Genomic DNA, 15,992 nt, shown 5'->3' with positions numbered 1-15,992 from the left:
GGGGAGTGACTTTACAAACCATCTTACACATCAAGATAACTACCCAACCGATAACCTCGCTCGGCAATGGCATACTTCAGCGATGCGGATGTCAACACTTCCAGCTCCGTTAACCGTGGAAAGCAATATGCACTCTGGCGAATTGTATTATCGACAAACGCCGGATGGCACATCACTTCCAGCGAACGTTCACCGCGATGGCAGGAATCATCCAGCACTTGCAGAAACAGTGACTCGCTAATCTCTTCACCATAGAACGCGCTACTGAATCCCTGCGAGCTGCGCAGATTAGCCGGTAAATCACCATCATAAGATAGCGGCTGACGGTCGATGCGCAACGCAATCCCCTCTTCAGCCGCAAACTTCGCCACAATCGGGAAAATCTGCGGGAACATATGCACATGATGATGGCTATCAAGGTGCGTTGGTTTGCGCCCAAATAGCTCAATGAAACGCAGATACTGACTGGCAAGTTCCTGAGCAATTTCCTCCAGCGGTAAAGCATCTTCTTCCGCCAGTTGCCAGATCCACTTCCCCAACACACCTTCGCGGGTTAAACCCGGCATTGCAGTCAGCGGCTTGCCCAGGGTGAGAACAAAGTGCATTCCAACTGCCAGACTCGGTTCATCGCGACTCAACTGCACCGCATGGGCGATAGCTTCACCATTCACCAGCGCCGTCGTCGACGTGACAATACCGTTTCGGCAGGCCTCGATAATGCCGTAGTTCTGGCCTTTACTTAGGCCAAAGTCATCGGCATTAACAATCAGTAAGCGTTCCATAATCAGCCCCGGTTAATGTGCTTTTTTAAGTTCTGCTATGCAGTCGGCAAAGTTTGGCAGCCATTTCTCGTGCGCCAGAATCATCTCGCGTGCCAGCAGCTCAGCATCACGATCGGAGTGCACCAACGGGCTAAGGTTTAGCGCCAGTAACACATCGTTAAATTCCCCGCTAAGTGCTGCGTTGCTGGCCGCAATCTCGAAGCCTTTGATGGTGTGAATCAGCCCCATCACTTTGTCATCGAAATGCGTAATGCGCGGATGTGGCGTCGCGCCATCGCGCCCCAGCGTGCAGGTCATTTCTACCGCCCAGTCTGCAGGAATATTATCAATATGCCCATGATGCGGGATATTAACGTAATGTTCCGTTTGCTTGTCGTTGTAGATAGCGTTGATGACTTCGCACGCTGCATCAGAGTAATAAGCTCCACCGCGCTGCTCCAGCTCTTTCGGTTTCACTTTCAGATCCGGGTTTTTATACAGCTCAAAGAGTTGCTTCTCGACTTTCTGTACCACCTGCGCACGCGCGCCGCCTTTGTAGTATTCACCCATTTCAATCGCCAGCATCTCTTTTTGCTTGAAGTAATAAAGCAAATAGGAACACGGCAACAGGTTCAGTGCCCGAATTAAACCTTCGCTAAACGGCAGATCGAAAATATTTTTAACGCCAGATGCTTTTAACTGCCCGGATGCCACACCATCAAGCAATTCGGCAAAACGTGATTTGCCATTTACCAACACATCCTTAATAAACACCATGTGGTTCAGGCCGAACAGATCGATAGATAAATCATCGTTCTCATTCAAGGCTAAAACATCGCCGATAAACATTTTCATACCAATCGGAATATTACACACGCCGATAAAGCGTTTAAATCCGGTATGACGATAAACCGCTTCAGTGACCATTCCCGCCGGGTTAGTGAAGTTGATCACCCATGCATTCGGACAAAGTTCTTCGACATCTTTTACGATGTCAAAAATCACCGGAATGGTGCGCAGACCTTTAAACAGGCCACCCGCACCATTAGTTTCCTGGCCAAGATAACCATGACTTAACGGAATACGTTCATCCAGTTCGCGTGCTGGTAATTGACCTACGCGCAGTTGGGTAGTGACAAAATCTGCCCCTTTCAGCGCCTCACGACGATCAAGCGTTTTATAAAGTTTAATCGGTACACCAGCGTTATCGATCATTCGCTGGCAGAGATCAAAGATAATATCCAGTTTTGCTTTACCACCTTCGACATCCACCAGCCATAATTCAGTCACCGGCAATTCGTGATAACGCTTAATAAACCCTTCCAGTAGTTCTGGGGTATAACTACTCCCGCCACCAATAGTGACGACTTTTAATTTCTGGCTCATAATTTCTCCCTTCATCAGGAAATACTGATATTATTCATACCTGCCTCTACGTCAGGAATATCCCGGTCTCCCCAGGATAAATAAGGCACGCATGTAAATTTAATGATCAGTGATAATAACTACTGATTAAATTCAGTCAATTTCTTACGATAACTATTTGGTGTAAAAGATGTTAGTTTCTTAAACGTTTTAATAAACAGGCTTGGGCTACTATAACCGGCTTCAAATGCAATATCAGTCACAGAATAGTTAGTCATTTCCAGTTGTTTTTTGGCAAAGTTAATGCGGATTTCATTAATAATCTGCATCGGCGTTTTGCCATAATATCGCTGAGTCGCACGCGTCAAATACTCCTGCGATTTAGCCGATAACATCACCATATTTTCCAGCGCATTTTCACTGAACTGCGCTTTATCATGCATCTTTTCAACCGTACTTTTTAACCACTGTGGCACATCATCAATCACCTGTTCTTCGCGGTAATGACGTAAACGGTTAATGACATAAAAAGTGACTATCTCAACAAATTCTTCCAGACCGGTTTCGCTGAAATTCAATGAAGAAATCACCGTTTCCACATAGGTAAGAAAAGTATTATTAGTTCGGTAAACCTGTGAAGCAACAAAGCAATAAGGCAACAACGGCAAATAATGCTGTTCAAAAAAACGTTTACTGATCCCAACGTTCAATATGCGCGTGGCACCAAACTCATAAAAACTTTGATGGTGTGATCCTAACGGAATAAAAACAAAATCGCCCCGTTCCAGCAACACGCGCTTACCGTTAATCTCCTGGAAATAACGACCAGTTAAAACCAGGGTAAATTCATAATAGTCATGCTGATGCAATCCAGTAATACTTTCCGTTTTATTGTAGATAAATACATGGAAATTTTTGCCATTAAACAACTGCTGTTCACGGGCAGTGGCAATTTCCGGCGCATTAATCACTGGCTGCATCATCGACTCCTTATGCCTTCAGTTTTTCATGAAGCTCAATTAATTCGGTAATCAGTTCACGTGCAAGCATGGAAGTCATTAGATGATCCTGGGCGTGAACCAGCACCAGACTCACTTTCATCTTGCCTTCGCCCGCGTCGCCTTCAATCAGTTTCGTCTGTACCAGATGCGCTTCATTCAAGGCCATCCGCGACTGATCCATCATGGCTTTTGCCGCTGCAAAATCGCCCTGCTTCGCCTGCTTCAGCGCCGCATACGCCAGGCTGCGCGCTTGTCCGGAGTTGATGATAAGCCCCATCACCACTTCTTCCAGTTCCTCAGCTTCCGTTTGCGTATCAGGAATATTATCGAGATCCATCATACATCGTTCCTCTCTATTCTTACCGGCACGATTGCCCGTGCCAGCGTCGATTAAAATTTCAGGGCGTTAGCAATATCTTCTTCGCTCTCTTCTTTATCAATCACGTTCTGCGCTTTGTTTGCCACCACGACAAATGGCAGATATATCAGCGTTGCGATGCCAAGGTTGAAGAGTGCGACCAGCAATGCAGCGACGCTACCGTTAGTATTAAAGAAGGCTCCCAGACCGGTTGGCATGGTCCACGGTGCAATGTTAGTCACCGGTGGGATGATGCCCATGTAGTACGCCGCCAGAGTAATTGCCGCCAGAATCGGTTGCACCAGAACAAACGGAATAAACATCACCGGGTTCATGATAATCGGCAAGCCAAACAGAATCGGTTCGTTAATCTGGAAGATGCCCGACGGCAGCGCCAGTTTTGCCACCTGACGATAGTCAGCACGGCGAGAAGCGATAAAGATAGCCAGAATCAGCCCCAGGGTCGCACCGCTGCCCCCGAGGAAAATAAAGGAGTCCAGCATCGGCTTGGCCCAGATATGGAAGGTCTTACCGGCTGCCAGCGCCGCTTCGACGGAGCCATATTGTTGATAGGTGGCGATGTTTTCCAGCGCCCACGGCGTCATAATGCCGTTGTCCAGCGCGGTCAGCGCCAGCGCGCCGTGAATACCGAAGAACCACAGCAGCGGAACAAAAATTACATACGCCCAGCCGACCACGCTACCCAACGATGCCAGCGGCGTCGAGATGGTATCCATAATAATCTGATGGAAGTTAGTGCCCCAGGTATTCAGCGCCCAGGCAATAATCCCCATCACAGAAAGAATAATAAAGCCGGGAATTAATGCTGAGAAAGAACGTGAGACCGATGTCGGCACACTGTCGGGTAATTTAATCACCCAGTTACGGTGGACAATAAAGGTAAACATTTCTGCCACCACCAGGCCGATAATAATCCCGGAGATGATATTCGCGCCACCTAACCAGTTTGCGCCGACCGCGTAAGCTTCACCGACACTATAAGGCGTGACGGTCATAAATGCCGCAACGGATAACAACCCTGCCGCGAGCGCATCGACTTTACGCTCTTCTGCCAGCGCCATACCGATAAAAACGGCGCCATTAAAGACATAATCCCTAATGTTCCGTTGTATACGTTTCCGCCAATACCTTTCAGGCCATTGAGTGTTTCAATGGTTGAGGCATCGAGGCGAATACCTAAGGAGTAAAAAAACGACCCCTCCCCAAAGCTCAGAAAAACGTTATTGATTAATACAAACATGGCCCCCGCAAGGGTTAACGGCATTAAGCGAATAAAACCGTTTTTGATTGCATTAACGTGTGGCTGTTTTCCTATTTTGACTGCAAAAGGGAGGAGTACCTTTTCAAGCGATGCAATAACATTACTCATAGAAAAATACCCTTAAAAACCGCAATTAAAGTATTGCGGTATAGATTTATGAAATAACTCTTTGACGGAAAAATTTAAAAATTAATTTGCTGCGGCTTTTTTAATTGCTGCAACTGCAGCCTTAAGCACGCCTAAACCATCGACTTTGCCATATAACAGTGAATCAATGACTTCAACGGGTTTGTTGGGTAACAAACGCTGGATTTCGGGCAACATATAAGCAATCTGCGGCCCTAATAACACGACATCGGCATTCTGACCTTTTTCACCCGCCAGTGTTTCCGGAAATGCTTCAATAATGACCGGAACTTCATATTTTTCTGCCTGTGCGCGCATTTTTGATACCAGTAAAGAGGTAGACATGCCCGCAGAACAAAACAGATAAATGTGTTTCTTTTCCATAAAACTGCCCTCATCAACGATTATCTGTCAGCCAGACACTCCGCAAGCCTTCACCTGCTTCCATGCTCTGGGTAACTTGCGAAACCAACATGACTTTTTTTGGTGGCTGAAAAGAGTATACGGTATTGACCTGAACGATAGTATTTCTTTGACCATACAAATTGTCTCTCCTTGACCTGTTGTTATGACCTTCTTCACATTTCGGTTAAATAATTCGCGACAATAAATAAGAACACGGGGCAAAAAAAAACCGGCGCAATGGCCGGTTTCCGTTGTAACTCAAGCTTTCAGGCGAAGAAATTACTTCGCCGCTTGTGGATCGGTGTCGTATTCGGCACAGGTCTGATAGCCGGAGTTGATGACATGTCCGGTATCATCTAACGCGACAAAATAGGTTTCTGCTTTACCATCACGTTGACCCAGGATATAGGTCTGGCAAGTACCACGAGCATGGATCATGCTCACTTCAGACGAAGGTTTACCCGCAATTTGTGCAACCTGCGCCCGGCTCATGCCTTTTTTGACGTCTTTCACCACAGGCTGTACAAACTGGTCTTTGGTACGATCATACGCCGTACAACCTGCCAGCATGGTTAATACCGCCGCTGCACCCAGAATTCCTGCCATATTCTTGTTCATATTCCGTCCTCTTGTTTATCAGCGTGTTAGATAAGCCTGGAATACATTGGGCGCTTTTTCAAGCCTGTGAACGAAACGGCTCTGCTTTCAGAGGATTCCTGTATGACGTTTTAACCGCCATTCAACCTGCTGTCGCTTGTCGTTTCTGTAGCAACGGGTTAGCTTTAAGGAAGTTTTATTTTTCTGTCTGGAGGGGTTCAATGACATTGCAACAACAAATAATAAAGGCGCTGGGCGCAAAACCGCAGATTAATGCTGAAGAGGAAATTCGCCGCAGCATCGATTTTCTGAAAAGCTATTTGCAAACCTACCCGTTCATTAAATCATTGGTGCTCGGGATCAGCGGCGGTCAGGACTCCACTCTTGCCGGGAAACTGTGTCAAATGGCAATTAACGAGCTACGTCAGGAAACGGGCAACGAGGCACTGCAATTCATTGCCGTGCGCCTGCCCTACGGTGTTCAGGCTGATGAACAGGATTGTCAGGACGCCATTGCCTTTATTCAACCGGATCGCGTATTAACCGTGAATATCAAGGGCGCGGTATTGGCCAGCGAACAGGCGCTGCGCGAGGCGGGTATTGAATTAAGTGATTTCGTTCGCGGCAATGAAAAAGCGCGTGAGCGGATGAAAGCGCAATACAGCATTGCAGGCATGACCAACGGTGTCGTGGTTGGCACCGATCATGCGGCAGAAGCCATTACCGGATTCTTCACTAAATACGGTGACGGTGGTACTGATATTAATCCGCTATACCGTCTGAACAAGCGTCAGGGCAAACAGTTACTGGCGGCATTAGGTTGCCCGGAACATCTCTACAAGAAGGCGCCAACAGCCGACCTGGAAGATGACCGCCCTTCCCTGCCAGATGAAGTGGCGCTCGGCGTGAGCTATGACAATATCGATGACTATCTGGAAGGGAAAACCGTACCCGAACAGGTCGCCAGAACAATAGAAAACTGGTATCTGAAAACCGAACATAAACGCCGTCCGCCAATTACAGTTTTCGATGATTTCTGGAAAAAGTAATCATTTGCACATAATGGCTTGTGCGAAAAAGAGTGCTTTGTTCATGCCGGATGCGGCGTGAACGCCTTATTCGGCCTACAAAACTTTGCAAATTCAGTACATTGCAGGAGTCGAGTAGGCCTGATAAGCGTAGCGCATCAGGCGGTGTTACTTTTGTCATCGACCCGCCTCTTTTTTAATCGTTTCCCGCCTGTTACACTGGATAGATAACCAGCACTTGGAGTCAACAGTGGTACGGCGTTTAACTTCCCTGCGGCCAGAATTTGAAGCGGCGGCAATCTACGAATATCCCGAACATTTACGTTCATTCCTTAATGACTTACCCACCCGACCAGGGGTGTATCTGTTTCATGGCGAAAGTGACACCATGCCGCTCTATATCGGCAAAAGCGTTAATATCCGCAGTCGGGTGCTTTCTCATTTACGCACTCAGGATGAAGCCGCGATGCTGCGGCAATCCCGGCGAATTAGCTGGATCTGCACCGCAGGCGAAATTGGCGCTCTACTCCTCGAAGCGCGATTAATCAAAGAACAACAGCCACTGTTTAATAAACGCTTGCGCCGTAATCGCCAGCTCTGTGCCCTGCAACTGAATGAAAAGCGTGTCGATGTGGTGTATGCCAAAGACGTGGATTTTTCTACCGCAGCAAACTTATTCGGCCTGTTTGCCAACCGTCGTGCGGCTTTACAAGCGTTACAGACCATCGCCGATGAACAAAAACTTTGTTATGGCCTGCTTGGGCTGGAACCGTTAAGTCGCGGGCGCGCTTGTTTTCGTTCGGCGCTAAAACGTTGCGCCGGAGCGTGCTGCGGTAAAGAGAGCCATGACGCTCATGCGCTACGTTTGCGCCAGTCTCTGGAGCGTTTGCGGGTTGTTTGTTGGCCGTGGCGAGGTGCGGTGGCGCTGAAAGAACAGCATCCGGAAATGACCCAATATCATATTATTCATAACTGGCTGTGGCTGGGCGCGGTTAATTCGCTGGAAGAGGCTGCAACGTTAATCCGTACACCCGCCGGGTTTGATCACGACGGTTATAAAATCCTCTGTAAACCGCTGCTTTCCGGCAACTATGAAATCACTGAACTTGATCCGGTGAATAGCCTGCCAGCCAGTTAATTTCACTGAACAGCAGTTTGCCTTGCGGTTGCAAAAGCCGCAGGGTGTGCCTGCCATCGTACCAGCACGCGCCCTGGTCGGTAGTCAACAGCTTGTCGCCCAGTTGCCACGCTCCGCTAATCACAAACACCACCCCACCGCGTGAGCCAAAAGTGGTGAACGTGCGATCGGCAATTCTGACTTTCGCCTTACAGGCATCAAGGCGCGTCATGATGTTGAAATCCATCGACATCTGACCTTCAGTCAGTTTCGCTTTTACCACCTGATCCGCCGAGAAAGCAAAAGGCTGTAGCGGTTTTAAGGTATGGCTAAAACGGTTAGTGCTTTCAAGGAGCATCTCACCGCCTTCCAGCAGCGTCACGCTCCTTTCCATTCCCGGAAACAACGAAAACTCACCATTTGCCGCAATGGAAGCAATGCTGGCACGCCAGTAAAAATCACGTTTTGCCGGAGGAAAGCTACAGATTTCCCGAGTTTCACCGGCAGCGTTTCGCCACAGGTTCACCGACATTTTACGCATATCAAAGTATTCCATACTCGCTCCCGGCATACTCTTTTCATTGTTATCGTTCAGGCAACCGTGGATTGTTATCGGCAACTCGGGTGATTTACCTTAGTGGTGATTAGGTTTTTTTTGCAAAAGTTGTATAACAGAAAAGAAAACCGCCGATCCTGTCCACCGCATTGCTGCAAGGTAGTGGACAAGACCGGCGGTCTTAAGTTGTCAGGCTGAAAGATTATTCAGCAGTTGCAGGCATTTTACCTTTTGCCGCAGGGCGTTCTGTCAGACGCTTCTCAAAATTAGCATTAAATTGCTTTTTCTGCTCCGGCGTCAGGATGTTGTAAATCTTGTTCTGGGTTTCCAGGTGCGCCAGCATGTTAGCTTTGCGCTGTTCTTCCATTTTTGCGATCTGCGCTTCAGCTTTTGCTTTGTCGAAGGTATCGCTGGCAATAATGTCATGCATTGCGCGGCGTTCTTCCAGCGGCGGGCGTTTCATCTGGTCACGCTGACCTTTCATGATTTCGCGAATCTGCTGTTTCTGCGCATCGGTCAGGTTCAGGTCTTTAAACATCATGTCGTGATGCGGACCGAATTTACCTTTATGGTGCATCATCGGCTTCGCGTCAGCCGGTGCTGCGGTAGTGGTATCGGCGGCATGGGCCAGGTTAGCCGCGCCAAAAGCCAGGGTAGAGGCAACAAACAGTGCAGTTAATTTACGCATATTCTATATCCTTCCTTTCAGTTATTTATTACGGCTTTCTTAAGTAACGTGCCGTGTTGACGAGATTAACTTTACTGACTTTAGCGTCAATTAATCAGAGCAACGGTAAAACAATGAAAGTGTAAAAAACACTTTTGCGCCAATTATGGAGAAAAAAAGAAAATTTGATGGAGAGTGATGATGAAATATTACAACACACTGATTTTGCAGAAATTATGAAGAACTATACCTGATGACTGGTGATAAATAAAGCAAATAACCAGGATTAATCCGCATTATTTCATTAAAAAGCCAGTAAATACCCGCAGAATGATTTCTGCGGGCAAGTATTAGGTTATTTTTTCCAGCATTAATCCCGCACGTAATCCCGTCGCCACCAATGGATTAGGGAATAACACATACTCAACATCATGAGTCACAGTAAAATGTTCCTCACCATCCTGCGCCAACAACGTTCCTTTCTTAAACGGCGTGAAGTTCAGCGTCTCGCTTGCCATATGCAGTTCGAAGGACGATGAGTGGCGGGTAATTTGCGAAATGACCCGATAGCGTAGCGGCGACGTTCTCTCAGTACCGACACTCACGCCAGATAACAACGCAGTAATCGCGCTGACAGTGGGTGAAAACTGGCGAAGATCGTTTTTGCCAAATGGCAATGCTTTACCAAGTTCCAGCGTACACGCCAGTGCACCGAAATGTTCGGCACTAAAATGGGTAAACGTGCCCCCCGGCGCCTGGTGAAACACCAATGCCTCCAGCCCTGCCGCACCCAGCCATGTCAGAAAGTTTTCGTCCCAGGGAATATTACGTTGCGGTAAAACACCAAACCGTGGGTGATACGAACCACGAATCGCGGTATGCAGATCAAGGTGCCAGCGAACAGACTCTTTACCCTGTTCATAAAAATCTTCCAGACACTGTTCCAGTTCGCGGGCACGGCAAGTTTCGCCGCTTTCGGCAAATAGCTGCCAGCGTCCGCCAAACATTCGATTCATATCGCTATGGCAATAACGTGTCCCTTGCTTGAGCGCCGGGGGATTTCCAAGGATCGCCAGCAGCCGCCAGCGTAGAGGGATCTCGCCGTGGAGGATCGCGCCAAGCAAAGCATCAAGCATTTCTACCGGCGCTGTTTCATTACCGTGTATTCCCGCAGAAATCACCAGCGCACCCTGCGGTGGCGTTAACGGCGTCAGTTCCAGCAGCCCGTCGCCCAGCCAGCGCCAGCGAATACCGTTGCTTTCCCTCTCACTCATGGCTGGTTTTTTGCCCGTTAAGGTCAGGGCAAGAAAATTATCCATTGCTCCCTCCCTCACGCTGAAACGGATAAACCGAACCGAGATTTAGCAAACGAGTCAGCGCATCCAGAGCTTCCCTTCCTTCACGCAGCAATTGCGGGTCAGCAAGATCGGCGGCAGTAAGACGATCGCGATAGTAGCGATCCACCCAGCCATTGAGCGTATTAAACAAGGTATCGTTCATCATCACTGCCGGATTTACCGCCTGATATTCTTCTGCCGTCAGCACCACGCGTAACCGCAGGCACGCAGGGCCGCCACCGTTTGCCATACTTTCGCGTAAATCAAAGACTTTCAGTTCGCTTATCGGGTTATCGGCAGCAAGCAATTCATTGAGATAACGCCATACCCCAGCGTGTTCCCGACACTCCTGCGGCAGCACCAACACCATCGAACCATCATCACGGCTCAGTAACTGGCTGTTAAACAGATAAGTCGAGACAGCATCCGCTACGGAAACCTGTGCCGCCGGAACTTCTATCGCCATAAAACCGTTCACCCGCGCGCGCAGGTTTGCCAGTAATTGAGCCTGGCGGGCGAACGCCTGCTGATGGCAAAACAGCACCTGGAGGTTGCTCACAGCAATCACATCATTATGAAAAACGCCCTGGTCGATAACGTCCGGGTTTTGCTGGGCGAAAATCACCTGCTGTGGATTCACCTGATTCAACCTGGCGACCGCCTCACTGGCTTCGCGGGTTTGCCGCGCCGGATAACGGGAAGGTCGCGTGCCATTGCCCTCTTCTCGCCCGTAAACAAAAAGCTGAATACCGGGATCGCCATAGTTACCGCCGAGACGATTGTGGTTTGCCGCCCCCTCATCCCCCAGCATCGCCACCTGCGGCAAAGCAGAATGAACGGTGAACTTCTCTTCATCATTAAAAATCGCTTTTAACAGCGATTCGGTGACGGGCGCTTCCAGCGAACGGTGAAATTTATTGTTCAGGTTGGCGACGGTCAGATGCACTTTGCCATCCAGCGTATCAGCGGATGGCGCTACCGTGGCTGCATTCGCTACCCACATTGGCGAAGCGGAACTGACGCTGGAAAGCCAATGCGGAGCCTGACGGGCAACCTTTTCCAGCACGTGTTCATCGCTGCCGTTGAATCCCAGTTGACGCAAAACAGGAATAAACGGTCGCTCGTGCGGCGGCATCACCGCCTGGGGGAATCCCGCATCAGCAAGGGCTTTCATTTTCAGTAAACCCTGTTTTGCCGCCAGTCGCGGATTAGAGACCTGAAAACGGTGGCGGGTAGAGGCTTCATTGCCAAACGACAAACCAGCGTAATGATGCGTCAGCCCCACCAGCCCGTCGAAATTCACTTCCCGGGCGTTCATGGCACCACCTCATCGGAGAAATCCAGACCGGGGTTAAGCGTAGTGGGCAACGTTAACGTGTCTGACTCCAGGCTAGCCATCGGCCAGGCACAATAATCTGCGGCATACCAGGCGCTGGGGCGATGGTTGCCGGAAGCGCCAACGCCGCCGAATGGTGCAGTACTGGCAGCGCCGGTAAGCGGTTTGTTCCAGTTGACGATCCCCGCCCGCGCTTCCAGTAACAGTCGATCGAACTTTTCCCGCTCCGGTGACACCAGCCCGCAAGAGAGACCAAAGCGAGTGTTATTCGCCATCTTAATCGCCTCATCAAAGGTGTCATAACGCCAGACGCGCAATAGCGGCCCAAACACTTCTTCATCCGGCACGCCGACAACGCCTGACATTTCAATGATCCCCGGCGTCAGCAACGATGTTCCTGCGCGCAGTAAACGTGGCGCAAGCAGGGTTCGCCCGCCCATCGCTTCCAGTTCCTGCCAGGCGGTAACAACCTGCTGCGCGGCCTGTTCAGAAATCAGCCCGCCAATAAACGGCTGTGGTTCGTCATCCCAGTTCCCCGGCGTTAACCGCTGGCTGACGGCAACCAGGCGAGCAAGGAACGCATCGCCCTGCGCCCCGCGTTTAAGCATTAAACGGCGGGCGCAAGTGCAGCGTTGCCCGGCAGTAACAAATGCTGACTGAATAGTCAGGTGGACAGCGGCGTCGATATCCGCCACGTCATCAATAATCAGCGGGTTATTGCCGCCCATTTCGAGGGCGAGGATTTTTTCCGGCTGACCGGAGAGCTGACGATGCAACTGATAGCCCGTGTTGGCGCTGCCGGTAAACAGTAAACCGTCGAGATCTTCCAGCGCAATCAGCGCCTGACCCGTTTCGCGCCCCCCCTGCACCAGGTTCAGCACACCCGGCGGCAAGCCAGCCTGCTGCCATAAGCGCATTACCACCTCGCCGCTCCACGGTGTCAGTTCGCTGGGTTTAAAGATAATTGTGTTGCCTGCCAGCAGCGCCGGAACGATATGTCCGTTCGGCAAATGCCCAGGGAAATTGTACGGCCCAAACACCGCCAGCACGCCGTGTGGGCGATGGCGCAAGCTCGCCGCCCCATCTGGCATTTCGCTGCGCTGCTCGCCCGTGCGCACGTGATATGCCTTGATTGAAATAGCGATTTTATTGATCATCGCCGTCACTTCGGTTGCCGCTTCCCAGCGCGGCTTACCCGTTTCTCTGGCAATAATCGCCGTTAATTCGGCTTTATTGCTTTCCAGCAGTCCGGCAAAGCGTTCAACTCTTACCTGACGATCGCCAAAGGAGAGCCGCGCCCAACGCGGAAACGCGGCGCGTGCAGCACGACAAGCCAGCTCCACCTGAGCGGCATCGGCATCATTGCCTTGCCATAATACGTCGCCCGATACCGGATTACGCTTCACGCGAAGTTCGCCCTGCCCCGTCACCCAGTCGCCGTTGATCCATAAAGTCATGTTGTTTTCTCCTCTGCGCACAGGCGCACCAGACGAACGCGATCCCCGGCGTGGCACTTGAGAGCGTCCAGTTGTGCGGCGGTTAAAATCAAACGCTGGGTTGCCGGATCGGCACGCACCAGTACCACGCGGAAATGGTGATAATTTTCATTGGCGACCAGACAAGCCGGGAAGTCCCCCTGCGCTGGCTGCCCTTCCGCTACTTCCACCAACCGACTTTTGCGGATGGCGCGAACGCGGTCGATGTCGCACTCCAGCGTCGGCCCACCGTCGAAGATGTCGATATAGTTACGGTAGCGAAAACCTTCTTTTTCCAGCACCGCACGCGCGGGGGCTGTTTGCGGATGCACCTGGCCGATAACGTCCTGCGCTTCCTGGGATAAAAAGTCCGTATAGATCGGATGTTTTGGCATCAGTTCAGCGATAAACGCCTTTTGACCAGTACCGCAGAGAAAATCAGCGCGGCTAAAATCCATCGAAAAGAAGCGTTTACCGAGGCTTTGCCAGAACGGCGAATAGCCGTGTTCGTCAATCACGCCGCGCATTTCGGCGACCACTTTGTCGTTAAACTTGTCACGAAAAGCCGCCATAAACATAAAGCGCGATTTCGACAGCAAATAGCCATTGCCCTCTTTGCGCCAGTCCGGGTCGAGGAACAACGTGCATAACTCACTGCTTCCGGTGTGATCATTACTGAGAAACAGCGTCGGTAGCGCGTTATAGACATTCAACTCTTTCGAAGCGTGAACCAGCGTACCGACGCGATAGTTGTACCAGGGATCGTTTAGCCCGACAGCCACCTCAATAGCGCAAATACCCGCCACGGTGCCTGTCTCGCTCTCTTCCAGCACGAACACATAACCCTGCTCGCTTTCGGGTAATTCGCCCTGCCAGGTTTTAATGGATCTGTCGATACGCGCCGAAAGCGTGGCTTCATTGGCAGGGAGCGACGTCAGGCCGCCGCCCGTTTTACCAGCAAGCTGCATTAACGCCGCGACATCGGTGCGCTCAACGGGACGGATGACCATCATGATGAACCCCGGCTAACAAAGCGTTCGCAAGTAGCGGCAAAGCGATCCAGTCCGGTCGTCACCTCTTCTTCGCTGACGTTGAGCGCCGGCGCAAAACGCACCACGTTGCCACCCGCAATCAGCACCATCACGCCTGCTTTCGCCGCCTCCTGAGAGATCTGTTTCGCTTGCCCGGCGTAATCCGTATTCAGCACACAACCAATCAACAGACCTAATCCGCGAATTTCACTGAACAAACCGCAGCGATGATTAATGATATTAAGACGCTCAACAAACCAGTCGTGACGCTGTTTGACACCATTAAGCATCTCTGGCGTGTTGATGAGATCAAGCACTTTACCCGCCACCGCCGAGGCCAGCGGATTACCACCATAGGTGGTGCCGTGAGTGCCAACGGTCATCACCCGACCGCACTCTTCGGTTGCCAGCAGCGCACCAACCGGGAAACCTCCGCCCAGAGCTTTAGCGGTGGTCAGCAGATCGGGCGTCACCCCGTAGTGCATATAGGCATACAGTTCACCGGTGCGCCCGACTCCGGTTTGTACCTCATCGAAAATCAGCAATGCATTGTGGCGATCGCATAACTCACGCAATCCCTGCAAAAATGCCTTGCTGGCTGGCACCACGCCGCCTTCGCCCTGTACTGGCTCGACAATCACCGCGCAGGTGGAGTCGTCAATCAGCGCACTGGCAGAATTAATATCGTTATACGCGGCATGGCGGATATCCGGCGGCAGTGGCGCGAAATCCTGTGAATAGGCTGGCTGCCCGCCCGCACTAACGGTAAACAGCGTGCGCCCGTGGAAAGCATTTTTAAACGCCACGATGCCGCTTTTATGGCTACCGTAGCGGTCGTGAGCGTATTTGCGCGCCAGTTTCAACGCCGCTTCGTTGGCTTCCGCGCCGGAGTTACAGAAGAACACGCGATCGGCAAACGTCGCGTCAATGAGCTTTTTCGCCAGCCGTAATACCGGCTCGTTGGTATAACCATTACCGGTATGCCAGAACTTACTCGCCTGCTCGTTCAGCGTCTCCCGCAGTTCCGGATGCGCATGACCCAGAGCGTTCACTGCAATGCCACCCGCGAAGTCGATATACTCTTTCCCCTGCTGATCCCACAAGCGCGAACCTTCGCCACGTACCGGAATAAACGGTGCCGGAGCGTAAACAGGTATCATCCATTCATCAAAATTTTCACGCGTAATTGGCTGAGACATAGCGACCCCTACAGTAAATAAATAGTTATTTATATGTTAATAATAAGTGGCGATTACGCTGTAAATGTAGATTGCAGGGTTCGTGCCAGCCAGTGGTAAAAGTGCATAAACGGCGGCAGTTAACTGGAAATCAAGGCGTTACAACCCAGCGATATGCACCTGAAGTGCATATAAAGTGAATACGTTTGCGATACTGATGAATAAAAAGAATAAAAAACGAAATGTTATGCAGAAGTAAAATATAATTCTGGAATTGTGATCGTTGACGAAATTTACTGGAAATTACTGCGCCATTCTGACGCAGCCGCACCAAAAACGGGCATTTTTTGCGCCATCGTTGGCATCATTAAC

The 15,992-nt window shown here is 50.5% G+C and carries 15 protein-coding genes and 1 pseudogene; 2 read left to right on the top strand and 14 right to left on the bottom strand.

Translation table 11 applies throughout. The annotated features are described in order from the left end of the window. Positions 1-23 precede the first annotated feature (23 nt). The 7 genes and pseudogenes from chbG to osmE form a co-directional block, all read right to left on the bottom strand. A complete protein-coding gene (gene chbG, locus HEM79_RS01855; protein WP_176241147.1) occupies positions 24-782 on the bottom strand; it encodes a chitin disaccharide deacetylase in 759 nt (252 codons plus the stop codon). Between the two features lie 12 nt (positions 783-794). Next, positions 795-2,147 (bottom strand): 6-phospho-beta-glucosidase, encoded by a 1,353-nt coding sequence (gene celF / locus HEM79_RS01850; protein WP_105286862.1) that lies wholly within the window; start codon positions 2,145-2,147, stop codon positions 795-797. Positions 2,148-2,266: 119 nt separating this feature from the next. Beyond that, entirely contained in the window at positions 2,267-3,109 is an 843-nt protein-coding gene (gene chbR, locus HEM79_RS01845; RefSeq protein WP_000983663.1) for a transcriptional regulator ChbR, read from the bottom strand. 7 nt (positions 3,110-3,116) lie between these two features. Then, a complete protein-coding gene (gene chbA / locus HEM79_RS01840; protein WP_000968919.1) occupies positions 3,117-3,467 on the bottom strand; it encodes a PTS N,N'-diacetylchitobiose transporter subunit IIA in 351 nt (116 codons plus the stop codon). Positions 3,468-3,517: 50 nt separating this feature from the next. Then, positions 3,518-4,875: pseudogene (gene chbC / locus HEM79_RS01835) on the bottom strand (PTS N,N'-diacetylchitobiose transporter subunit IIC). Positions 4,876-4,956: 81 nt separating this feature from the next. Next, positions 4,957-5,277 (bottom strand): PTS N,N'-diacetylchitobiose transporter subunit IIB, encoded by a 321-nt coding sequence (chbB, locus tag HEM79_RS01830; protein ID WP_000412169.1) that lies wholly within the window; start codon positions 5,275-5,277, stop codon positions 4,957-4,959. A 300-nt stretch (positions 5,278-5,577) separates the two neighbouring features. Then, positions 5,578-5,916 carry an osmotically-inducible lipoprotein OsmE gene (osmE, locus tag HEM79_RS01825; RefSeq protein ID WP_001039038.1) on the bottom strand — a complete coding sequence of 113 codons (339 nt, stop codon included), beginning with the start codon at positions 5,914-5,916 and terminating at the stop codon, positions 5,578-5,580. 200 nt (positions 5,917-6,116) lie between these two features. On the opposite strand from osmE, the gene nadE reads away from it, so the two are divergent. Together nadE and cho are read left to right on the top strand one after the other, a co-directional pair. Then, entirely contained in the window at positions 6,117-6,944 is an 828-nt protein-coding gene (gene nadE, locus HEM79_RS01820) for an ammonia-dependent NAD(+) synthetase (protein ID WP_176241148.1), read from the top strand. A 229-nt stretch (positions 6,945-7,173) separates the two neighbouring features. After that, entirely contained in the window at positions 7,174-8,061 is an 888-nt protein-coding gene (gene cho / locus HEM79_RS01815; protein ID WP_000252348.1) for an excinuclease Cho, read from the top strand. On the opposite strand, the gene ves is transcribed toward cho, so the two are convergent. From ves to astC, 7 genes are all read right to left on the bottom strand, one after another. Then, positions 8,021-8,596 (bottom strand): environmental stress-induced protein Ves, encoded by a 576-nt coding sequence (gene ves / locus HEM79_RS01810; protein ID WP_016158159.1) that lies wholly within the window; start codon positions 8,594-8,596, stop codon positions 8,021-8,023. The two genes, cho and ves, sit on opposite strands and share 41 nt — an antisense overlap. A gap of 202 nt (positions 8,597-8,798) precedes the next feature. Beyond that, the gene (gene spy, locus HEM79_RS01805; RefSeq protein ID WP_001228965.1) at positions 8,799-9,284 is read right to left on the bottom strand and encodes an ATP-independent periplasmic protein-refolding chaperone Spy; all 486 of its coding nucleotides are present in this window, start codon (positions 9,282-9,284) and stop codon (positions 8,799-8,801) included. Positions 9,285-9,613: 329 nt separating this feature from the next. Beyond that, on the bottom strand, positions 9,614-10,582 hold the full coding sequence (gene astE / locus HEM79_RS01800) for a succinylglutamate desuccinylase (RefSeq protein WP_176241149.1): 969 nt from the start codon (positions 10,580-10,582) through the stop codon (positions 9,614-9,616). Beyond that, the gene (gene astB / locus HEM79_RS01795; RefSeq protein ID WP_176241150.1) at positions 10,575-11,918 is read right to left on the bottom strand and encodes an N-succinylarginine dihydrolase; all 1,344 of its coding nucleotides are present in this window, start codon (positions 11,916-11,918) and stop codon (positions 10,575-10,577) included. Before astB ends, astE begins: the two co-directional genes overlap by 8 nt. Continuing rightward, a complete protein-coding gene (gene astD / locus HEM79_RS01790; RefSeq protein ID WP_176241151.1) occupies positions 11,915-13,393 on the bottom strand; it encodes a succinylglutamate-semialdehyde dehydrogenase in 1,479 nt (492 codons plus the stop codon). Before astD ends, astB begins: the two co-directional genes overlap by 4 nt. Then, the gene (gene astA / locus HEM79_RS01785; RefSeq protein WP_176241152.1) at positions 13,390-14,424 is read right to left on the bottom strand and encodes an arginine N-succinyltransferase; all 1,035 of its coding nucleotides are present in this window, start codon (positions 14,422-14,424) and stop codon (positions 13,390-13,392) included. The genes astD and astA overlap by 4 nt, the downstream gene beginning before the upstream one ends. Continuing rightward, entirely contained in the window at positions 14,421-15,641 is a 1,221-nt protein-coding gene (gene astC / locus HEM79_RS01780) for a succinylornithine/acetylornithine transaminase (protein ID WP_105286866.1), read from the bottom strand. Before astC ends, astA begins: the two co-directional genes overlap by 4 nt. Positions 15,642-15,992 lie beyond the last annotated feature (351 nt).

The organism is Escherichia sp. 93.0816 (assembly GCF_013368855.2).
Taxonomy (GTDB): domain Bacteria; phylum Pseudomonadota; class Gammaproteobacteria; order Enterobacterales; family Enterobacteriaceae; genus Escherichia; species Escherichia ruysiae.
This window is presented reverse-complemented; position numbering and strand designations above follow the sequence as displayed.